Raw genomic sequence first — 23,042 nt, forward strand, 5'->3', positions numbered from 1 at the left:
CCAGCAGCCCGGCCGCGAAAACGGCCGGGCTGCTGTGTTGTTGGTCTAGAAGCCGAACCAGCTCGACATCTCGGCCCACAGGTCGGTGAGCCCCAGATAGACGCTGTCGTGCTCGGGGTCCAGGGCGTGCAGGAAGTCGTCCCAGACCAGCAGCGAGTTCTTGCCGCCGTAGTCGCCGATCTCCTGCATGTCCAGCGGCAGGTCGGGGTTCCAGGTCGGCGGCATGTAGTAGCCGGTCTCCGGGTTGATCGGCCACGGCCCCAGCAGGCCCGGGTCGGTCAGGATCCCGCCGTTGACGACCAGGGCCGGCAACCAGGGGTTGATGGCCGCGAGCGCGTCGATGATCTTGTTGTGGGTGTCCGCGTCGAAGGTGAACATACCGGTCTGCAGCGCCGAGATACCGGCCAGGATCTGCTCGTCGGTTCCGCCGTTGGCATTGCCGACGGCGTTCTCGGCGTCCTGCTCGGTCAGGTCGATCCACTGCTGGATCAGTGGGTTGGGGGCGCCGATGGACTGGATCGACTTGACCAGGTCCAGGGTGGTCACTCCCCACGGCGGGGAGACCGGCGGCATATTGCACAGTCCCGGGCACATTGGACTGCCCGCAACGTACGGGTTGAAGTCGACGACCATCCCAGCAATCAGGGCCTTCATGGCCTGGAAGACGTCGTCCGAGCTGGCGAAGTGGAAGCCGGTGAGCGGGTCGTCGCCGTTGACGCTCCAGTCGACCGGCTGCATCAGGCTGTCGAACCACTTCTGCATGGGGCCGAACGGATCCAGCTTGAAGGTCAGGCCGGCCCACGGCATCAGGTTGATCTGGTTGCCGTGCTCGTCGAGGACGGGGTCGCCGTTTTCGTCGAGCAGCGGATGCGTGCCCGGGTAGCCGAAGCCGGGCTGAGCCTCACCGGACCATGGACTCCCGCCGTACATGGGCCCGCCCGGCACCGCGCCGCCCTCACCGACACCGGCGTCCGGGTTGGCGATGCCGCCGGAGGTGGGGTTGTCGGGGTCGCTGAACGGGCTGTCCGGGAACTTGTAACCGTTCAGCATGTCCTGGATCGGCACCTTGAGCCAGTACTTGAACAGGTCCAGCTGATTGTCGTCGTTGGGGAAGTTGGTGAACTTCGCGAAGAAGTTCAGCATCGCGTCCAAACCGGTGATCCCGGTGATCGGCTCGACCGGAGACATCGGGTAGCACTGGATCGAGTCACACGACACGCTGATCGGCAGCAGGGCCGCGGCGAACATCGCGAACTGCTGGCCCCAGCCCGCGGTGCCGTTGGCCAGGGCATCCGGGTCGATCGTGGGGTCGTACAGGCCAGAGAGCTGGGGCGCGAACGGGAACAGGTAGTCCATCACGGCCATGAAGTGGCCCGGGTCGCCCGGGTCCTCGCCCCAGATGTTGGTGGCGCTGGGGGTGAACCAGTTCCCGGTGAAGAAGAACGAGTTGGCCAGCACGTTGGTGGCCGACACCTCGTTGTACGGGATGTTGACGAGGTCCTGGAACAGGTTGAACGGAATGTTGAGGATCGAGGCCTCGGCGGCCAGCTGCACCGCCCGCTCAGCGGCCGTCAGGCCGGACTTCCACGGTGCGACCGGCGCCACCGGGGCGATCGCCACGACGCTCGCGGCAGCAAAAGCCGCGCCCGCTGTCACGTGCCGGCGCTGCGGCATTGCGCGATGCGCACCTGTCGTTGCGACTCGACGCTCGGAATTCGCGCGGTGTCTACCACCCGTTGCGTACCGCCGCCCACGCGTCACACCATGCTTCACACGTCCCCCTTTAGTCCCCACGAACCGTGACAGCATATCCGTGTCACGGTTCCGTGTCTAAGCGAGTACGGGTTAATTTACACGGCCTGCGGAACACGGTCTGCTAAGTAGCACTTCATCGTTGTCATCGGCTGTTTTTGGGTCGGGCAGTACACCGGTCTAGAGCAGCCCGCTCAGGTCGCCCAAGCCGATGGCGTCGAGCAGACCGGTGAACCCGTCCGCGGTCCCGACGGCGGAACTACCGACGTCGCCGCTGTCGGTAGCGGCCCCGAGCACCGGGGTGAGGTCGGCGAAGTCCACCGGCTGATAGCCGGCCACCTGCGCCCAGTCCGCAAAGAACTGCTGAACCCCCGACTGCTGCATCAGGTCGATGAGCTGCTGCATCGCCGGCGACGGCGAGAACGAGATCGGGGTGTCGACGTTGGCCGGCGGGTCATCCGGCGACGGGTTGCCCACGTCGAACCACTGCTGCAGGGACTGTGACAACGCGTCGTTGACGTCCACTTGGTGCGGTGTCGGACCGTTGGCCATTCCGTAGTACGCGTTCAGCGGGTTGTCCGCATTGGCCCGGGTCAGCCAGTCCTCTATATAAGGGTTGCCCGGCCACAGCCTGTCCAGCTCGGTCACCAGTGCCAACGGCGTCGCCGACGGATTCGCCAGACAGGTGGTGCCGCAGAACGGGTCTCCGGGCGACGACGGGTCGAAGGCGATGATCTGGCCCGCGGCCAGCGTCTGCAGCGCCCGGCCCAACTCTTCGAGCGTGGGGATCTGGAAGCCGCTGGCATAGGTGTTCAGGTCGACCGGCGCCTGGAGGCTGTTCCAGAAGTTCTGGAACGGGTACAGCGGGTCCAGCTTGAACGTCTCGTTGGACCACGGCATCAGGTTGACCGGGTTGCCATTGCCGTTGACAACGTCGTCGGTCCCGGGGACGACGTGAATCCCCTGCGACTGGGTCGCGGCGTCCTGAGGCAGGTTGGCGATGTCATCCGGGGTCGCCGGGTGGGTGCCCACGAAGCCGAGGACGGGGTCACTGGGCACCGAGCCGTCGGGGTTTCCCGCGCTGTCGGTTCCGATTCCCATCGCCGGGTTGATCACGGTGGGAAAGGTGTAGCCGCTGAACAGGTCTGACAGCGGCACCTGGAACCAATGCTGGAACAGTGGGTAGGGCTGCAGGCCGGAGAGTGCGGCGAAGAACCAGGCGTTGTGGTCGAAGAAAGAGGAGCCGGTGATCTCGGTCGACGGCAGCAGCGGCGCACTGTAGTCGGCGTCGCTGGACGCGCTGGTCGGGATCTCGGCGTCGGCGAGCAGGGTGAGCTGCTGCCCCAGGCCCAGGTGTCCGGCGGCGGCGTCGTCCCAGCTGAACCCGGGCGCTCCCGGTTCTGGGCTGCCCTGCCCGGAGATCTGGGGGAACGGGAACATCATGTCGACGATGCCCATGAAGTGCCCCGGGTCGCCCGGGTCCTCCCCCCAGATATTGGTGGCGCTCGGCGACCACCAGTTCCCGCTGTAGATCAGCGAGTTGCCCAGGATGGTCATCGCCCCGATCTCGGTGCTGGGCACGTTGACCAGTGCCTGGAAGAGGTTCAGCGGAACGTTGAGCAGCGAGTCCGCGCCACTGACCAGCAGCAGCTCGCGCTCGACGGCAGACATCCCCGGCGAGGTCGGCACCGGCGCGGCCAGCGCCGCGGTGAGGACGCCGGCCGCGGCCAACGCGGCGACCTTGGCGTCCGATGAGTGTTTCGGCATGTACATGAGTCCCCCCGGCCATTGCGCTACACAAGACCGGCCGAATCTACACCCACGCGGTACGCCCAGACGACTTTTTACAAGCGTTCGTCATCTTTTTTCGCTAGCGTAAAACTTTTGCACCCCTGCGCTGCGGGTTTTCATCCAAAATGGATCATTTTGGCAGCCAGGCGCGGTTGCCATAGCCGTCCAGATGCACCACCTCGCCGACCGGCCGCCGGGTGGTGGGACCGTAACGTCCACGCGGCCAGCCCAGCGGCACGATGCAGCACGGCGTGACCGCATGCGGCAGACCCAGGATGCGCCGCGCTGCCCGCTGACTCCACAGCGGCAGCGTGATCAGTGAGGCGCCCAGCCCCATGGCACGGGCCGCCAGCAGCAGATTCTGCACACTGGGGTAGATCGACCCCCAGTACGCCGACTCCGCGATGTGCGGCATCCGCACCACCGGCAGCCGCCCCTCCCGGGCGCCCAGCCGCAGGCAGGCCACGACCAGCACCGGGATCTCGGCGAAGTGGTCGATCTGCCATTCCATCGCCCGCGCGATGCCGGCGATCGACGCGTCGGTCTTGAGCTTGCGCCGCAGCACCACCCCGCGCTGGATCTTCCACGCCTGCCGGTAACGCTTGGCCAGCTCTTCCTTGACGCGGCGGTCCCGCACCACGATGAACTCCCAGTTCTGGCCGTCGTTGCCGGTGGGGGCCCGCAGCGCCAGTTCGATGCACTTGAGCACCACGGCATCGTCGACCGGCTCCGAGTAGACCCGCCGGACCGCGCGCTGGGTCATCATCGCCTCGGCCAGGGGCATGTCGAGGCGGGCCAGCGCCTCGGCCGGATCGGGCACGTGTGTGGGGGTGAACCGCGGTGTGTCCGGCCTGCTCATTTTCCGGCCCCGCCGCTCAGCCACTCCGCGGTGAACCGCTGGATCTCCGGGATGCCCTGGGCGAACTCCTTGGCCAGGAAGCTTTCGATGGGCCCACCCACCAGCGGGATCTTGAACTCGACGGTCCCGGTGAGGTCCATCCGCGAACCACTGCCGGCCGGTTGCAGCACCGCGGTGCCGCTGCCGCGGCCCGGCGCGCCGATCACCGCGACATCGATGTCGCCGTTGACCCGGCCGTCACCGGTGGGGGTCCAGACTTCGGTGGTGACGATGTTGAGGTCGCCGCGGTAGACCTTGGTCAGGATCCCCGGCAGTGCCCCATGCCGCAGGTCCTCAGTGACCACGACGTGCACCACGCCGTCCGGGTCGACGGTCAGCGAGTCCAGGGTCTTCTCGCCCTCGAAGGCGTCGATTCGCGCCAGCCAGTAGTCGCGCGAGCCGAATGCGGAATGCACCTGCTCGACACTCGCGGGTGACTCGAACACGATCTCGAAGGAACGGGGCATCGGTGCCTTTCTCTACTTTCCGAACAAGCGGCTCGCCAGGCCCGCGGCGAACGTGCGGACCCGGTCCAGCTGCTCGGGTTGGACGTTGGTGGGCGGCAGGCGCAGACCCAGGTAGCGCTTGCGGTAGCGTCCGCTGCCCAGGTAGCTGGTCAACGACAGCATCGAGCGCAGCGGATCGCCGGGATAGGTGAAATGGATCTCGTCGGTGTAGCGGCCACCGCACTGCTCCCCCAGCCGGGCCACCTCGGCGTAGTTCTCCTGCCAATACTCGCGACACACAGTGAACACCGCGAACGGCTTGCCGTCCAACAGCTTTCGCGCCTCATCGGTTTGCAGGAACGACCGGATCGGCATGGCCGGCGCCTTCCACCACGTCGGCGAACCGATGCAGATGAGGTCATAGTCGCCGTCGCGCACCGCATCGGGAATGCGGATCGCCCCGGTCTCGCCCCGCTGCTGGGGTTTGAGCACGCTGAGCATGTCCGGCCACACCCGCCGCATCGGGAACCGCGAGAACCGCGGCGCGTAGCGGGGATCGGTGAACTCGATACCGGCCTCGACCACCTCGCAACCACGCTCGGTGAACACCTCACCGGCGGTATCGAGCACCTTACGCGCCTGCCCGGTGAAGCTGTAGTAGAGCAACAAGATCCGCGGCGCGGTCCCGCCGCCCGCGGTGTTCTCATCCGTCATGTGTGCCTCCTGGTTCATGCGGCGGCCCCGGCTTCGGCTCTCCTGCGTCGAGCCTCGCTGAACCGCCGGGTTCGACCGTGCGGTGCATCGAGTGTCCGCCAAGCGTATTAGGCTCGCCGACGTGGCAGACAAGATCCCCGTCGACCTGCACGGTGCCGCGGCGACCATGTTGACGACGCTGTACCTCAAGGCCCTCGACGCCGACTTCGACTCGCCGGTGCTCGGTGACCGGTTCGCCAAGGAGGCGGTCGAGCGCATCGACTTCGATTGGGACGCACTCAAAGCCCCCGGCCGGTGGGCGCCCCTGGTGACGGTGCGCACCGCCCAGTACGACATCTGGGCGCGCCAGTTCCTGGCCGCGCACCCGCAGGCCACCGTCATCCACCTGGGCTGCGGCCTGGACGCCCGCGTTTTCCGGATCGATCCGGGCCCGGAAGTGGCCTGGTACGACGTGGACCAGCCGCCGGTGATCGCGTTGCGTGAGCAGATCTATCCCGGCCGCCCGGGCTATCACCTGATGGCTACCTCGGCGACCGACCCGTCCTGGCTGGACGAGATCCCCACCGACCGCCCCGTGCTGTTGCTGGCCGAGGGGATCAGCATGTACCTGACCGAAGCCGACGGTGTGGCGTTGTTGCAGAGTGTGGTCGACCGCTTCGGGGCCGGCGAACTGCAGATCGACTTCTACAACTGGTTCGGGATCAAGTCGCAGAAGACCCACCGACTGCAGCGGCAGTCCGGTGCCACGCTGCACTGGGCGGTCAACAGCCCCGGCGACATTCTCGACAAGGTCACCGGTATCCGACTGTTGGCCGCTGCCAACCTTTTCGACGCGGAGACCTTCAGCCGGGTGCCGGCCGGGTTCCGGCGATCCAGCCGGGTGGTCCGCGTGGTCCCGCCGCTGCGCGGAATGCTGCAGTACCACCGCTACGCTTTCGGCCGCCTCAGCTGACGCCGGCCGCGGCGGCATGCTGCTCGGCGATGCCGCACAGCAGCGCGCGGATGGCCTCCACCGAGCGCTCCGGCTCGGGTCCATGCGAGTGGTATTCGATGTTGAGCTGTCCGGCGAAGATCTGGGTGAAGTAGATGTCGATGCCGGCGCTCACCGCGAAGTACAGCTCGCCGTGAGTGGTGGTCACCTCCACCCCGGGTGGGGTGCGCACCGGCGGAACCAGACCGTTGTTGCTCAACACCACGACGTCCGGCAGGCCCGGCGGGTTCCCGACGTACTGGGGGCTGAAGTGCAGCCGGGACTGCTGGATGACGCCCTCATCGAGGTCCTTCTGGAAGTTCTCGGCGATGTCGCGGGCCATCTCGACCAGATCGGTCTTGGCGTCGATCTCGGCGAGGTAGGTGGCCAACCCGATCGGGTTGGTGCAGCCGGTCGCCGAAACCGGTGGTGACAGAAAGTATCGCAAGTCGACGGTGTAGACGTAGGGCACCGGGATGCTCAGTTTGCCGCGCAGCTGCCATTCGGCCATCAGGACCGCCGCCGAGAGCACGGCGTGCAGGCTCAGGTCGTGGGCCCGCCCGAACGCGACCACATCGTTGGTCTGGCTTTCGGTCAGCCGGCATGACGCCATCGGGACCCGTACCGGCGACGACGGGGTCTGGTCGGCGACGGCCCGGCGGGTGGGCGGAAGGTCATAGGCGAACAGCGCCGGCATGAACCGCTCGATCCCGGACCGCTGCTGCTTCTCGATGCCCCGGTCGGCCAGCACCGCCTCGATCGACTGCGGTGCGGGCTCGACGTTGATCGCACCGATGCGTCCGGTGGTGACCAGATCGGTGTAGAAGGACAGCATCTCCTCGATCAGCGCGTACATGTGGTGGCCGTCGGCGACGGCGTGGTGCACATACAGCGTCGGCTGCGCTTGCCCGTCTCTGATGACCACCCGTAGCGCGACCAGTGACTCGGTCTGATCGAAGTGCGGGGCGGGCGGTTCGGCGTCGGGGTGAGCGAGTTCGATCACCTCGATGCCGTCGGGCATCAGATCGTCGGTGACGAACTGATGCCGGCCGTCGGGCAGCCGCTCCAAGCGCCCGGTGAGGATCGGGTGCGCCTCCAGCAGCGCCTCATAGGCCTCCGAGAGCAGGTCGAGGTCGACCGGACCGGTGACGTGCGCGGCCAGGCCCACGAAATTATGGGTCTCGGCGAGCATTTCCTCGCTGATCGCCAGCTTCCGAATGACCGACGTGGCAAACACTTTCCGGTTCTCTCCTCACCTACGACAGCTCGACCAGGGCCATCTCGTCGTCAGCGGATTCCACCTCGTCTTCGGCGATGGCTTCGCGGACCAGCTCCATCACCGCCGTCGAGAAGCCGTCGACGATCCCGCGCACCACAGACTCCTCGATCCGGCGGCTGTCATACCACCAGTCCAGGTGCAGCACACCGGCGGTGCGGTAGGCCCGCAGCTCCAGCGCGTGTCCCAGGCCCGGAAGCGCCTCGCGCACCGGCATGGCGATGTCGGGGTCGAACTGCACCGGTGCATCCCCCGCCGACGGCAGCTCGGGGATCGCCCCGACGTAGGAGAAGTGGATGTCAGCCGGGGCGACCGATCCGAACAGGCGTGCGGTCGGGGCGTAGACGTAACGCAGCAGGCCGTAGCCGATCCCGTAATGCGGTACACCGCCCAGGGTTTCGTGGATTTCGTCCAGCAGCTGACGCGCGCCTGCCGTCGCGTCGGTGGAGCAGCTCAGCGCGACCGGGTACACCGTGGTGAACCACCCCACGGTGCGCCGCAGGTCGACGTCGGGCTTGAGCACCGAACGGCCCGCTCCCCCCATGTCGACGGCCACGGTGCCCTCGCCGACGGCCGAGGCCACCGCCCGGCTCAGCCCGGCCAACAGGATCTCGTTGATCGGCAGCCGCAGCCGGCGGCGGGCGTCGTCGATCTCGCTGGTGTCGGCTGCCGCCAGCGCCGACGTGAGCTTGCACAGGTCGGCTGCCGCCGGCGGTTCGGCGACCTCCGCACCCAGCCGCAGGGTCGCGGATTTGGTTGCCCGCAACCAGTATTCGCGGCTCTCCACCACCGCCGGGTGGGTGGCCAGCCCGGCGCAGCGCTGCGACCATTCGGCCCACCCGACGCCGACCGGCGCCAACTCGATGTCGTTGCCCGCCAGACGCTGGCCGAACGCGGTGAAGATGTCGGTCAGCAGGATGTCGCGGGATGCCTCATCGCCGACCATGGCATGCAGGCTCAGCCCCAGATAGCACACGTCCCCCGCCGAGCCCCGGATGTACAGGGCGGTCAGCGGCGCAGTGGACAGATCCTGTTCGCGGATGTGTTCGGCCAGCATCGTGCGCACCGCGTCGTGCTCGGCGGTCAGCCCCTCCGGCAGGGCATGCGTGCTGATCTCCCCGAAGTCGCCGGGTTCGGCGATGTGCTGCTCCCAGGTGCCGGCCCGTTCGGTGACCCGCAGCCGCAGGGCGTCGTGGTGGTTGACCACCGCGGTGAGCACGGAGCGGACGTCGTCGACCGAGACCTCGGGACGCAGCCGAAGGATCAGCGGGATCCGCCAATGACCGTGGTCGCGAACACCGTTCTCCAGGAAGTAGGTGATGTTCGGCGGCACGGGCGGGTGCTCGACATCACAGCCGGGTGACTGGCGGGCCAGCCCCCCTGCGGCGTAGCGGGCGGTCAGCGCCTTGGCCAGCGCCGACACCGTCGGGTTGTCGTAGAGATCCTGCGGGGTGAGGTCCAGGCCCTCGTGGGAGGCGGCCATCGCGACGCTGATCGCGACCAGCGAGTCGCCACCGATGTCGAAGAAGTTGGCGTTGGTCTCGACCGAACCGACCCCCAGGCAGACCGCCCAGATGCGTTGCAGTGTCGCTTCCATCGAAGGTCCGGCCGCGCCGCCGGCACCATCGGCACCAACCTGCCCATTGGGGGTCGGAGCGCCGGCGGCGCCGCCGGAGACCCAGGTGGCCCCGGCGTTGTGCTCCAGCCAATGCCGTTGCCGCTCAAATGGATAACCCGGCACCGTGACGCGCTTGGGCTGGTAGTCACCGCGCAGCGGCGAGAAGTCCACCTCGATTCCGGCGGCCCAGAGTTGGCCGAGCGCCAGCAAGAAGGCGTCGCGGTCGTCGCGGTTCTGGGCGTGGTGACGCATCAGCCGGACGGTCCGGTGCCCGCCGGCGAACTTCGGGTGGCGGGCCGCCGAAGCGGTCAGGGTGGCCCCGGGGCCGACCTCCACCAGAACGCGGTTCGGCTCGTTCAGCAGCGTGTCGATCTCGTCGGCGAAGCGCACCGTCGCCCGCACACTGCGTGCCCACGTCGCCGGGTTGGTCGCCTCACTGGCCGCCATGTGAGTGCCGGTCAGGTTCGACAGCAGCGGGATCTTCGGTTCGTGCAGCGTCTGGCGGGACAGGAATCCGGTGAACTCCGGAATCATCGACTCCATCAGGCGGGAGTGGAACGCGTGCGAGGTGCGCACCCGGCGCGCATTGATCCCGGCCTGCTTGAGCGCCGCGGAGAACTCGCGGATGGCCTCTTCGCTGCCGGCCACCACGCAGCCGTCGGGATCGTTGACCGCGGCGAGGTCGACGTCACCGGTCAAGTACGTGCCGACCGCGTCGGGGCTCAGCGGCACCGCCACCATGACGCCGCGGGGCGCGGCGTGCATCAGCCGGGCCCGCATCGCCACCACTTTGATCGCGGTGTCGAGATCGAAGACGCCGGCGACGGTGGCCGCGGCGTATTCGCCGATGCTGTGGCCCACCAGCGCCGCCGGACGCACCCCGTAACTTTCGATCAGCTTGGCCAGTGCGTACTCCACGGTGAACAGCGCCGGCTGGGTGCGGTCCGTGCGCTCCAGGTCACGTGAGGTGCCGTCGAAGATCATCGCGCGCAGGTCGAAGCCCAGCTCCGCGTCGAATCCGGCGACACAACGGTCGAAGTACTCGGCGAACACCGGTTCGGAGTCGTACAGCCCGCGCGCCATGCCGATGTGCTGGGCGCCCTGACCCGGGAACAGGAACACCACCCGGTCGGTCGCGTCGCCCGCAACGTCTAGGCCCTCGCCGATGAAGACGTTCTCGCTCTCTTCGGCGGCCAGCACCGTGGCCGCATCGGCGCGATCGGCGACGACCGCGGCCAGTCGCAGGTTGTGCGGGTGCCGGCCCGCCAGCGTGTAGGCCACGTCATGCAGGTCCGGCGACTCGGTGCTGGACAGCTCAGCCGCCAGCTCCGAGCGCCCCTGAGTCAGCGCTTCGGCGGTGCGTGCCGACAGCAGCAGCACCTCGGGGCCGGGCTTGGGTGCGGCGCCCGCGGACTCGTCTGACCCGTCCTCGGGCCATTCCTCGACGATGACGTGCGCATTGGTGCCGCCCACCCCGAATGAGCTGACCCCGGCGCGCCGGATGCCTTCGGCTTCCCACGGCCCGTACTCGCTGCGGATCCGGAACGGCCCGGAGTCCAGGTGCAGTTCCGGGTTGGGGCTGGTGTAGTGCAGGGTGCCGGGGATCGCCCGGTGCTTGAGGCACAGGATGGTCTTGATCAGGCTGGCGATGCCGGCCGCCGACTCCAGGTGCCCGATGTTGGACTTGACCGAGCCCACGTAGCAGGGGCCGGGCCGCGCTTCCTCGGAGACGGCGAAAGCCTGTCGCAGGCCTTCGATTTCGATCGGATCGCCCAGCGGTGTGCCGGTGCCGTGCGACTCGACGTAGCTGATTGTGGCGGCGTCGACCTCGGACACCGCATGCGCTTCGGCGATCACGTCGGCCTGCCCGGCGGCGGTGGGCGCGGCATAGGTCATCTTGGTGGCGCCGTCGTTGTTCAGCGCCGAGCCGCGAATCACCGCGTGGATGCGGTCACCGTCGTCGACGGCCGCCTCCAGCGACTTGAGCACCACCACGCCGACACCGCTGGCGAAGATGGTGCCGTCGGCCCGCACGTCGAACGGCCGGCAATGCCCGGTCGACGAGACCATCGAACCCGGCTCGTGCCAGTAGCCGACGTGGTGCGGGATACGCAGCGACGAGCCGCCGGCCAGCGCCATGTCGCATTCGCCGTTGAGGATGCTCTGGCAGGCCAGGTGCACCGCGACCAGCGCCGAGGAGCAGGCCGTCTGCACCGACAGGGCCGGCCCGCGCAGGTTGAGCTGGTGGGCCACCCGGGTGGCCAGGTAGTCCTTGTCGTTCTGCAGCGACAGGTTGACCATGTCGAAGCTGACGCCCTGGCCGAGGATGAGGTTCGGGTCGTAGTGCGACATCAGGTTGTGCAGCAGGTAGCCGCTGGTGGTGCTGGTGCCGTAGACGCCGACCGAACCCTCGAGCTCGCCGGGCCGGTAGCCGGCGTCCTCCAGGGCGTGCCAGGCGGTCTGCAGGAACAGCCGGTGCTGCGGGTCCATGGTGCGCGCGGCCAGCGGGGTGAACCCGAAAAAGCCCGCGTCGAACTCCTCGATACCGTCCAGCAGCGCGGCCCGGCGCACGTAGTTGTGGTTGGCCAGCGCCTTGTCGGTCACCCCATTGGCACGCAGCTCCTCCTCGGAGAGCGTGACGATGGATTCGGTGCCGTTGCGCAGGTTGTCCCAGAACGCCGTCAGGGTGCGGGCGCCGGGAAACCGGCCGGCCATGCCCACGACCGCGATCGCATTGGCCGGCACTTCATTGTTGGTGCTCACGTTCGGTCTCCTACTTTTCGCCGCGCCGCCGCCCGTTGCCGTGCCGCGGCACGCTGCTGGGCCCGGCCCCGAACACCGTCGCCGGCGCCGTCTGCATTCTCCGGCGCAGCGAGGCCGAGTTGGCGGGTCAGGTCGGCTGCCAGATCGGTCAATGAGGCGCCCTGCAGCAGCAGCGCCACCGGGGGCTCCACCCCGAAGTCGCCGCGGACGGTGTTGCGGATACGCACCGCCATCAGCGAGTCCATACCGAGCTCGGTCAGCGGACGGGCAGGGTCGATGGCACTGTCCTTCGGGTAGCCCATGATGGCCATGATCCGCGAACCCAACCGTGCCACAACCGCTTTGGCGGCCTCGGCGGCGTCGAGCTGCTTGAGCCCGTCCGGACCCGGCCAGTCGTCGTCCTCGTCATCGAGGTCGAGCTCTTCGGCCAGGGTGGCGAAGTACCCGAGTTGCTGCAGTTCCGGGAAGGCCGCGGCCACCCGGTCCAGGCGCAGCCGCGCCACCCCGACCCGGGACAGGTCGCCGCCGAGGATCGCCTCCAGCGCCTCCATGCCCTCGTCGGGGTTGATCGGGTCGAGCGCGCTGAACTTGAGCTCCTGGGCGACACCGACGCCGGACCACTGGCCCCAGTTGATGGTGATCGCCGGCAGCCCGGCCGCCCGCCGCCACGCCACCAGGCCGTCCAGCCAGGCGCTGGCCGCGGCGTAGGACGCCTGACCGGGCGCCCCCAGCAACGAGGAGGTCGAGGAGAACCCGACCCACCAGTCCAGTTCCTTCCCGGCGGTCGCGACGTGCAGGCGCAGTGCCGCCGCGGCCTTGGGCGCCCACACCCGGTCGAGGGTCTCCTTGTCGATGCCGACCACGATCTGGTCGTCGATGACTGCGGCACCGTGGATGACACCGCGCAGCGTCAGCCCGCTCTCCTCCGCGGCGGCAACCAGGCTCTCGGCCACCCCCGGCGCGGCGAGATCGCCGGAGACGACCGCGATCTGGGCCCGTTGTTCGAGCTCGGCGAGCACGGCACGCTGCGCCTCCGACGGCTGGGAACGGCTGTTGAGCACGATCCGCGCGGCGCCGTGGTCGACCAGCCACCGGGCGACGACCAGCCCGATGCCGCCCAGGCCGCCGGTGAGCACGTAGGCCCCGTCGGACCGGACGGTCGGGGCGCCGGTGGCGGTCAGGGTGGCCCGCTTGAGCCGTTCGGCGTAGCGCTTGTCGCCACGCCAGGCCACCACGTCGTCGGTGCTCGCCAAGCCCAGCTCGGTGATCAGCGCGGCCACCGGCTCGGCCGAGGCATCCAGGTCCACCACGCCGGTGTGCAGGTCCGGATGCTCGTAGGCCAGCACCCGCACCAGGCCCTTGAGGGCGCAGATCGACGGGTCGCCGGGTTCGTCGACACCCACGGTCAGACCATTGCGGCCGACCAGCCACAGCCGGGGCGCGGTGCCGTGCCAGCCGGAGACGACGGTGCGCACCGTCGACGCGACCGCCCAGGCCAGATCGCGGCCGCGAACGGCTACATCGCCCGGGGTCTCGTCGAAGGGGGTGGCGGAAGGCACGACGAGCACCCCGACCGGGGGCAGGTCCGGGTCGTCGGCGGTCCGGGAGAACGCCTCGCGCACCGCGGGCTCACTCCGCAGGTCCGCGGTGATCACCCGGCGCCGCTCTGAGGCAAACCGGGCCGCGAAATCCGCTGCGAACGTTTCGGCTTCGGAGCCGTCGGTCAACACCAGCCAGCTGCCGTCGGCGGCGGCAGGGGGCTGGGCGGGCGCGGAAACGTCGACCCAGTCGGTGTCGAAGATCTTCTGGGTCAGCGGCAGCGGCACCGTGCGGCGCTGCACCCGCTGCAGGTAGATCCCGCCGAGTTCGGCGGTGATCGTCCCGGTCTCGTCGGTCAGGGTGACCCGCCCCAGGATGCCGCCGTCGTCGTGGCTCACCACCTCGGCGTGGCCGCGGGCCCGCCGGCCCACGTCGCCGAAGACCCTAATGGTCTCCACGGCGACCGGAAGGTAGGTGGCTTCCTCGGAACCGGCGCCCGACCCGGTCAGCGATTCCTCGGGCAGCGCGGCGGCCAGGCACTGCAGCGCGGCGTCGAGCATCACCGGGTGGATCCGGTAGCTGCGGTGTGCGGTGGCCTCGTCGGGCAGCACGATCTCGGCTTCGGAGGCGCCGCCGGGCTTGCGGACGATCCGGGTCAGCGCGGCGAACGCCGGCCCGTGCTGCAGACCGGTGCGGCGCAGCGCGGTGTACAGGTCCGCCGGTGACAGCGCCGTGCCGCCGGCAGCGGCCGGCGGGCGCTCGGCCGGGGTGGCCGCTTGCGCGGCCGCGGCCCGGGCGACGGCGTGGCGCGACCAGGTGCCGCCGGGCGCGCGGGAATGGATCTCGACCCGCAGCTCCTCGGAACCGTCGCCCTCGTGCAGCAGCCGAGTCGTCACCTCGGTCCGGTCGTCGACGCGGAGCATCTGTTCGACCTCGACGCGGTCCACGGCGACCGCCGACGGGGGCAGTCCCAGGGCCTCGCCGGCCGCGGCCAGCGCCATCTCGGCGAAGCCGGTGGCCGGCATCACGACCTGGCCGTGCACCTTGTGATGCGCCATCCACGCGACGATGTCGGTGCCCACGTCGGCCTGCCAGACGTGGCCGTGGCCGGCCGGCAGCTCGACGTGCACGCCCAGCAACGGATGCGCGTCGGCCGAGTGCCGGTTGGCGGCGGTTGCGCCCGCCCAGTACCGCACATGCTGCCAGGGCCGTGACGGCAGGTCGGCGCGCCCACGACCGCCGTCGGGTTGCGGTGCGTCGGCCGACGGCGGTGCCACCGTCGCCAGGTTGGTGTGGAAGCTCAGTGCCTCCGGCTGGTCGCGCAGCAGGGTGCCGGCCACGACGTGATCGCCCGAAGGCCGCGCCGACTCCAGGTTCCCGTTGATGGCGTGCGACAGCAGGGGGTGCGGACTGACCTCGATGAAGCTGGCGTGACCGGCCGCGGCCGCGGTGACGGCCTGGCTGAACCGCACCGGGTTGCGCAGGTTATGCACCCAGTAGTCGGCGTCGAAAGCCGGTGTGTCGCTGCCCGTTTGGCCGACGGTGCTGATCAGTGGGATCTTCGGGGCGGTCGGCGCCAAATCGGCCAGCGCGGTGCGCAGCTCGCCCAGGATCGGGTCCACGGTGGGGTGATGCGATGCCACGTCCACCTCGACGCGGCGGGCGAGTTTGCCCTGGGCGTCGACCACCGCGACCACCGCGTCGACCTGATCGGGCGGGCCGGCGATCACGGTCTGTTGCGGTGCGGCGTACACCGCCACGGTGATGTCGGGATGCTCGGCGATGGCCGCCTCGACTGCGCCCGAATCGAGCTCCAGCAGCGCCATCGCGCCCTGGCCGCTCAACCGGGCCATCAGCTTCGAGCGGGTGGCGATCACCTTCAGGCCGTCGGCCGGGCTCAGGGCACCGGCCACCACCGCGGCGGCCACCTCCCCCATCGAATGCCCGATCACCGCGTCCGGCTCGACGCCGTGGGAGCGCCACAGCGCGGTCAACGCCAGCTGCATGCCCACCAGCACCGGCTGGATCCGGTCGATGCCGACCACCGGCTCACCGGATTCGAGGACCTGACGCAGCGAGAACCCGACCTGCGCCACGAAGTCCGGCTCCAGCTCATCGACGGCGGCGGCGAACGCCGGCTCGTCGGCCAGCAGTTGACGGCCCATACCGGCCCACTGCGACCCCTGGCCCGAGTACAAGAACACGGTGCCCTTGCCGCCCCGGGCGGCGCGCGTGCCGACCACCCCGGGTGCCGGGTAGCCGCCCGCGACCGCCCGCAGTCCGGCGATCGCCTGCTCGGTGTCGCGCGCGCAGACGGTGGCGAACTTGGCGTAGCGGCTGCGGTGGTAGTTGAGGGTGTTGGCGACATCGGCCAGCGGCACCTCGGCGCCGGGGCCGGCCATCCAATCAGCGAGGGTCGCGGCCCAGGCCGCCACCCGCTGCTCGGTTTTGCCCGAGACCACCAGCGTGGTCACCGGATCGGAGGGAGCCGGGCCGGGGACCGGCTCCGGGCCCTGCTCGAGCACCACGTGCGCGTTCGTGCCGCCCAGCCCGAACGACGACACCGCGGCACGGCGCGGGCCCTCGGCCGCCGGCCAGGGTGTCATCTCGGTGGGGACGAACAGCCGCGTCGGGGACGGGTCGATCGCCGGGTTCCACTTGGAGAAGTGCAGGTTCGGCGGGATCTGCCCCCGCTGCACCGCCAGCGCGGCCTTGATGAATCCGGCGATGCCGGCGGCGGCCTCCAGGTGGCCGATGTTGGTCTTGACGGCACCGAGTGCGCAGCGGTCAGCGCCGCGCCCGTACACCTCCGCGAGCGCCTCGAATTCGATCGGGTCGCCCAAACCCGTTCCGGTGCCGTGGGTTTCGATGAGGTTCACCGAACTCGCCGCGACGTCGGCGCTGCGCAGCGCACGCGTGATCGCGTCACTTTGGGCGATGGTGTTCGGCGCGGTCAGCCCGTTGGACCTGCCGTCGGAGTTGACCGCCGAACCGCGCACCACCGCCACCACCCGGTCACCGTCGCGGATGGCGTCGGCGAGGCGCTTGAGCACCACGATCCCGGCGCCCTCGCCGCGGACGAACCCGTCGGCCCCCGCATCGAAGGTGTGGCACCGGCCGCGCGGTGACAGCATGCCCCACTTGGCCATGGCGATCTGGGTCTCCGGCCGCAGGATGAGGCTGACCCCGCCGGCCAGCGCCAGGTCGCTCTCGCGCAACCGCAGGCTCTGGCAGGCCATGTGGATGGTGACCAGCGACGATGAGCACGCCGAGTCCATGGCGACCGCCGGCCCGCGCAGGCCCAGCAGGTAGGCGATCCGGCCGACGGCGACGGCGTGGGCGTTGCCGGTGGCTGAGTAACCGTCGATCGCGTTCGGGTTGGAAGCCGAAATCCCTTGGTATTCGGTGTAATACACACCCATCATCACCGCAGAGCGGATGCCGGAGAGTCGTTCCGGAGACATCCCGGCGTGCTCGAGCGCCTCCCAGGCCACCTCCAGCATCAGCCGCTGCTGGGGGTCCATCGCCTCGGCCTCGCGCGGCGAGATCCCGAAGAAGTCGGCGTCGAAACCGGCGACATCGGAGATGAACCCGCCCCACTTCGATGACATCCGACCCGGCGCCAGCGGATCCGGGTCGTAGTACTCGTCGGCATCCCAACGGTCCGGGGGGATTTCGGTGATGGCGTCGCGGCCGTTCGCCAGCAGGTCCCAGTAGGCTTCCGGGCCCGAGGCGTCGCCGGGGAACCGGCAGCCGATCCCGACCACCGCGATCGGTTCGGCGGCGGCGATCCGCGACGCCTTCTCGAACTGCTCGGTGAGCGCCCCCCGCTTGTCGGCACCCATCGCCGACATCCTGTTGAAGATCGTCGTCATCAGAAACTACCGCTCTCGCTCCCGGTCGATGCCGACTCGACCTGATCGAACAACTCGTCCAGCACACCGCCGGAGGAGTCGAACGTCAGATGACCGTCGTCTTGGGCTGCGTCGTCCTGTGGGGCGTACCGGGATGCCAGCAATCCCACCAGATGCGTCGCCAAAGCTGAAATGCTGGGGTGATTCCACAGCATTGACGCCGACAAATCCACCCCCACCAGCTGCTGTGTCTCTTTCAGGACCGTCATCGCGATCATCGAATCCAGGCCCATCTCCGGGAACGGCTGGTCCACGTCGACCGCTGCCGCCGATGTCCGGAGCTCGCGCGCAAGAATAGCCTGCAGCCTGACCACCAGCTCATCGCGTCGCTTGTCGGCGGGAATCTGCGACCAGTCCGGGGCGCCCGCCGACGGGTCTGCGGTGCCGCTGGTTGCCTGCCCACCCGCCTCGGCGGCACCGAGCGTCGCGCCCGCACCGACCAGGTCCTCGAAGAAGGTCAGGTCGCCGAACTCCGGTGAGGTGGCCACCGCACGGTCGATGCGCAGCCGTCCCACCCCGATCCGGGGGAAGTCGGCGCCGAGCACCGCGTCCAGCGCCTCGACACCTTCGTCGGGGCTGATCGGATCCAGCACGCTCAGTGTCATCGAGCGTCCCAGGCCCACGTCGGACCACTGGCCCCAGTTGATGGCGGTGGCCGGCAAGCCGGACGCGTGCCGCCAGCTCATCAGGGCGTCGAGCCAGGCGTTGGAGGTGGCATAGCCCAGCTGGCCGGGCAGGCCCAGCAAGGCGGCCATCGAGGAGAACCCCACCCACCAGTCGAGCTGGCGGTCCACCGTGGCGGCGTGCAGCTGGGCCGCGCCGGCGGCCTTGGCCGCCCAGACGCTCTCCAGGCTCTCCGGGGTTACCGCCGTGACGAGGCCGTCGCCGAGCACACCGGCCGCGTGTACGACGCCGCGCAGGGGCCGGCCGGTCTCCTCGGCGGCAGCGACCAGGCGCTGCGCCACCCCGGGCGAACTGATGTCACCGGCGACGAAGGCCACCTCGGTCTGCGCGGCCAGCTGGTCGAGTACGGCGCGCTGCTGCGGCGAGGGCTCGCTGCGGCCGTTGAGCACGATCCGCCCGGCGCCGCGCGACGCCAGCCAGCGTGCCACCACGGTGCCCAGCCCGCCGAGACCGCCGGTGAGCAGATAGGAGCCGTCGGCGCGCACCGTGGCCTGCGCGGTGTCGCCGGTTGCGTCGAACGTCGCCCGGGTGAGTCGTTCGGTGCGGCGCTGCCGGCCACGCCAGGCGATGACGTCGTCGCGCAGCGGGGCGCCGAGTTCGGCCAGCATGGTGTCGGCCAGGGTGTCGAGGTCCTCGTCGGCATCCAGGTCGACCAGGGTCGTACCCAGGTCCGGTTCGTCGGCCAGCACCCGGGCCAGTTCACCGGGGAATCGCCAGGTGCGGACCACACCCTTGAGCGCACCGATGGCCGGGTCGCCCGGTTCGGCGGCTCCGACGGCCAGCCCGCCGCGGCTGACCAGCCACAGCCGCGCGCCCGGTGCGCCCGCCCAGCCCTCGACTGCCGCCCGGGCCGCGGTCGACGCCGTCCAGATGAGGTCGCGGGCACGGGCCAGCGCCTGCGGGTCGGCGACATCGCGGCTCCGCCGTCCGAGGAACACCACGATGCCGGCCGGGGGGTGCGCGGGATCGGCACCGGCTTGCGCGACCGCCTCGGTCAGCGCCGGCTGGTCGGCGAACGGACCGGTGACGACCTTGCGGTTCGGGGCGGCCAGCCGGGCGGCGAATGCCGCCGCCAGGCCCTCGGCGTCGGCGTCCGGTTCCGCGAGCAGCAGCCAGCTGCCGTCGGCGGCAGCGGAGGGTTCCGGCGCGTCGGAGGTGATCCATTCGGTGGCGAAGATCTTCTGCTCCAGCGGCACCCGCAGCGAGCGGGGGTCGAGCGGACGCAGTTCGATGCCGGTGAGGTCGGCCAGCGTGGTGCCCACATCGTCGGTCAGCACCACGCGGCCGACGACGGTGTCATCGGCCGAGCTCGGCTCGACGGTCACCTCGGTATGGCAACGCACCTGGCGCCCGACAGGTGCGAACACCCGCACCACGCCCACCGCCGTCGGCGCATAACCGAGGGCTCCGGCGTCCGCGTCGGGAATCGCGGCCAGTTGCCGCAGCGCGGCGTCGAGTAGCGCCGGGTGCAGCTGGTATGCCGGATGGGTGGCGACGTCATCCGGCAGGGTGAGCACGGTTCGTCCCGGCGGCGCATCGACCGTCTGCTGCACCGGGCTGATCTCGGCGACCGCATACCGCGACCAGGCTTCACCGCGAGCTCGGGCGTGGATCTCGATCCGGGGCTGGGCATCGGCGTCGCTGAGCTGGGTGGTGACCTGCATCCCGCCGTCGAGCACCAGTGGCTGCTCGATCTGTAGGCCGGTCACGCAGATCGATGCGGCGGGCGTGGCGAGGCCTTGGCTGCCCGCCGCCAACGCCATCTCGATCAGGGCTGCCGCCGGCAGCACCGCCTGGTCCTGAACCCGGTGCTCGGCCAGCCACGGCATCGCTTCGGCGCTCAGGTCGGTCTGCCAGATGTGGTCGCCGCCGGTGAGCATCTCGACGTGCGCACCGAGCAGCGGGTGGACGTCGGGTGTCTGGCCGGTACGGGACGGCGCGGTGATCCAGTGCTGGGTGTGTTGCCATGGGGCGGTGGGCAATTCGGCGAAGCCCCCGGCCTTGCTGCCGCTGGCGCCGAGGCCGAGTTCGGCGAGTTGAAGGTGGAAGCTCAGGGTTTCGTCGTCGCCCCTGCGCAAGGTCGACGCCACCGTGGCCGGTTCGCCGGCGGCCGCCTCGACCGTCTCGATGATCGAGTGTGTCAACAGCGGGTGCGGGCTGATCTCGATGAACGTGGCGTGGTCGTGTGCTGCGGCGGTGATGGCCTGGGTGACCAGTGCCGGCTGGCGCACGTTGTTGGCCCAATAGTCGCCGTTGAGCACCGGCGCCGGCCCGGCCGGGTCGACCACCGTGGAGATGAACGGGATCTGCGGGGCCGCCGGCACCAAATCCGCCAGCTGCGCGCGCAACTCATCCAGAATCGGATCCATGAACGCGGTATGGGAAGCCACCTCCATATTGACCCGCCGCGCAAACCGCTCCCGCGCCGACACCGCCGCAATCACCGCATCCACATCCGCCGGCAACCCAGCCACCACCGTCTGCCGCGGCGACAAATACCCCGCCACCGCCACCTGCGGATACCCCGCCAACAACTCACGCGTCGCATCGGCGTCCAACTCCAACAACGCCACCGCACCCTGACCGGCTTGCCGCGACATCAAAGCCGACCGCGCCGCAATCACCTTCACACCCTGCTCGGCGGTCAGCGCCCCGGCCACCACCGCCGCCGACACCTCCCCCATCGAATGCCCGATCACCGCAGCCGGGACCACCCCATAGGACCGCCACAACGCCGCCAACGCCAACTGCAACCCCATGATCACCGGCTGCACCTGAGCATCACCGGAGATCTCCGCGCCCTGGGCAATCACCTCCCGCAGCGAAAAACCCACCTCACGGACAAACACCGGCTCCAACTCATCAATCGCCGCAGCAAACACCGGCTCATCCGCCAACAACCGCCGACCCATCCCCGCCCAATGCGAACCCTGACCGGAGAACACGAACACCGGCCGGGAATCTGACGGGCGGATCCGCGGTTCGGCGACACCGGCGCCACTCTCTCCGGCGGCCAGTGCGGTCAATCCGGCCACTGCGGCGGCGCGATCCCGGGCGCACACGCCGGCGGTGTACTTGAAGCGGCTGCGGTGTTCGCGCAGGGTATAGGCGACGTCGGCCAGCGGCACCTCGGCGCCTTCGCCGGCCATCCATTCGGCCAGCACACCGGCGGTGGCCGCGATGCGCGCCGGCGACTTACCCGACACCAGCAACGTGCTGACCACCGGCGCCGGGGCGACCTCGATCTCGGCGGATTCGGTGGCAGGGGCCTGTTCGATCACCACATGCGCGTTGGTGCCCGACACCCCGAACGACGACACCCCCGCCCGACGCGGACGCGACACCGCCGGCCACGCCATCGCCTGCGACGGAATCTGAAACTTCGACGCCCCCGCACTGGCATTCGGCGTCAACTGCGAGAAATTCAGATGCCGCGGAATGAACCCGTGCTGCACCGACAACACCGTCTTGATGAAACCCGCCACCCCGGAGGCAGATTCGAGATGGCCCAGGTTGGTCTTGACCGACCCCAACACCAACGGCGCGGCCGCACCCCGCTCACCGAACACCGCCGACAACGCATCCAACTCGATCGGATCACCCAACGCCGTACCGGTCCCATGCGCCTCGACATAGTCGATATCACCAGGAGACAACCGCGCCGCAGCCAACGCCGCCCGCAACACCTTCTGCTGCGCCGGACCCGACGGCACCGTCTGACCACTCGACGGCCCATCCTGATTCACCGCCGACCCCCGCACCACCGCAAGAACCCGGTCACCATCACGCTGCGCATCCGAAAGCCGCTTGAGCACCACCACCCCAGCACCCTCGCTGCGGACGTAACCGTCGGCGGCGGCATCAAAGGTCTTGCACTGCCCATCAGGGGCCAACATCCCCCACCGCGACGTCGCAATGCTGTTCTGCGGCGTCAGCATCAGGTTCACCCCGGCCGCCAAGGCCTGATCAGACTCCCGGCGCCGCAAACTCTGACACGCCAGGTGAATCGTCACCAACGACGACGAACACGCAGTATCAAGCATGATCGCCGGACCATGCACCCCAAGGAAATACGCCAGCCGACCGGCCGCGAAATTGGCGGCATTGCCGAACGGCACGTAGGGATCGATGTCGGCGGGACGGATACTGCCGCCGATGTTGAGGGCGTAGTCGTTGGTGGTCAGCCCGACGAAGACGCCGGTCTGCGTGCCCCGGATCGCCTCCTTGGTGATCCCGGCATGCTCCAACGCCTCGAACGCCACCTCCATCAACAACCGCTGCTGAGGATCCATCGCATCGGCCTCACGCGGCGAAATACCAAAAAACTCCGCGTCAAACTCCGCAGGCTGCCACGAGGTCAAAAACCCACCCTCGCGAGAACAAATCGTCCCCGGCACCGAATGATCCGACGAATAAAACGCATCCGCATCCCAACGATCCGCCGGAACCCGAACAATCCCCGAACCCTCAGCACACAACAACCGCCAGAAACCCGCCGGATCATGAACCCCGCCCGGCAACCGACAACCCAAACCCACCACCGCGATCGGCTCGGTATCACCGGCCTCAGCCACCGCCAACCGCGCCGTCAAATCATCAATCTTGCGCAGCGCCTCAGCAACAATCGAGCGACGATCCGACCCTCCGGCCGACGCGGCCGACCCCCCAACCATCCCG

General features: G+C 69.3%; 10 protein-coding genes. 1 reads left to right on the plus strand and 9 read right to left on the minus strand.

Annotated features, from left to right (window positions below; translation table 11 throughout):
* Nucleotides 1-45 precede the first annotated feature (45 nt).
* The 5 genes from A5694_RS05820 to A5694_RS05840 all read right to left on the minus strand — a co-directional run bounded on the left by A5694_RS05820 (nucleotide 46) and on the right by A5694_RS05840 (nucleotide 5,619).
* Nucleotides 46-1,674 (minus strand): hypothetical protein, encoded by a 1,629-nt coding sequence (locus A5694_RS05820; protein WP_131809521.1) that lies wholly within the window; start codon nucleotides 1,672-1,674, stop codon nucleotides 46-48.
* A 258-nt stretch (nucleotides 1,675-1,932) separates the two neighbouring features.
* Nucleotides 1,933-3,519, minus strand: coding sequence for a hypothetical protein (locus A5694_RS05825; RefSeq protein WP_125225038.1), 1,587 nt, complete (start codon nucleotides 3,517-3,519; stop codon nucleotides 1,933-1,935).
* A 154-nt stretch (nucleotides 3,520-3,673) separates the two neighbouring features.
* Nucleotides 3,674-4,402, minus strand: coding sequence for a nitroreductase family protein (locus tag A5694_RS05830; protein WP_064920891.1), 729 nt, complete (start codon nucleotides 4,400-4,402; stop codon nucleotides 3,674-3,676).
* Nucleotides 4,399-4,908 (minus strand): DUF2505 domain-containing protein, encoded by a 510-nt coding sequence (locus tag A5694_RS05835; RefSeq protein WP_064920892.1) that lies wholly within the window; start codon nucleotides 4,906-4,908, stop codon nucleotides 4,399-4,401. The genes A5694_RS05830 and A5694_RS05835 overlap by 4 nt, the downstream gene beginning before the upstream one ends.
* Nucleotides 4,909-4,920: 12 nt before the next feature.
* Entirely contained in the window at nucleotides 4,921-5,619 is a 699-nt protein-coding gene (locus tag A5694_RS05840; protein WP_109535607.1) for a flavodoxin family protein, read from the minus strand.
* 103 nt (nucleotides 5,620-5,722) lie between these two features.
* Here A5694_RS05840 and A5694_RS05845 point away from each other — a divergent pair, with 103 nt between their 5' ends.
* Entirely contained in the window at nucleotides 5,723-6,553 is an 831-nt protein-coding gene (locus A5694_RS05845) for a class I SAM-dependent methyltransferase (protein ID WP_064920893.1), read from the plus strand.
* Here the strand turns inward: A5694_RS05845 and A5694_RS05850 are convergent.
* The 4 genes from A5694_RS05850 to A5694_RS22405 are packed head-to-tail and all read right to left on the minus strand — an operon-like array spanning nucleotide 6,546 to nucleotide 23,038.
* Nucleotides 6,546-7,808 carry a phthiocerol/phthiodiolone dimycocerosyl transferase family protein gene (locus A5694_RS05850; protein ID WP_064920894.1) on the minus strand — a complete coding sequence of 421 codons (1,263 nt, stop codon included), beginning with the start codon at nucleotides 7,806-7,808 and terminating at the stop codon, nucleotides 6,546-6,548. The genes A5694_RS05845 and A5694_RS05850 overlap by 8 nt on opposite strands.
* A 19-nt stretch (nucleotides 7,809-7,827) precedes the next feature.
* The gene (locus A5694_RS05855; RefSeq protein WP_082952521.1) at nucleotides 7,828-12,228 is read right to left on the minus strand and encodes a type I polyketide synthase; all 4,401 of its coding nucleotides are present in this window, start codon (nucleotides 12,226-12,228) and stop codon (nucleotides 7,828-7,830) included.
* Entirely contained in the window at nucleotides 12,225-17,642 is a 5,418-nt protein-coding gene (locus A5694_RS05860; RefSeq protein WP_064920895.1) for a type I polyketide synthase, read from the minus strand. The genes A5694_RS05855 and A5694_RS05860 overlap by 4 nt, the downstream gene beginning before the upstream one ends.
* Nucleotides 17,642-23,038: a type I polyketide synthase gene (locus A5694_RS22405; protein WP_082952522.1), complete on the minus strand. Its 5,397-nt coding sequence runs from the start codon at nucleotides 23,036-23,038 to the stop codon at nucleotides 17,642-17,644. The genes A5694_RS05860 and A5694_RS22405 overlap by 1 nt, the downstream gene beginning before the upstream one ends.
* Nucleotides 23,039-23,042 lie beyond the last annotated feature (4 nt).

Origin of the sequence: Mycolicibacter sinensis (genome assembly GCF_001667945.1) — a bacterium.
Classification (GTDB): domain Bacteria; phylum Actinomycetota; class Actinomycetes; order Mycobacteriales; family Mycobacteriaceae; genus Mycobacterium; species Mycobacterium sinense_B.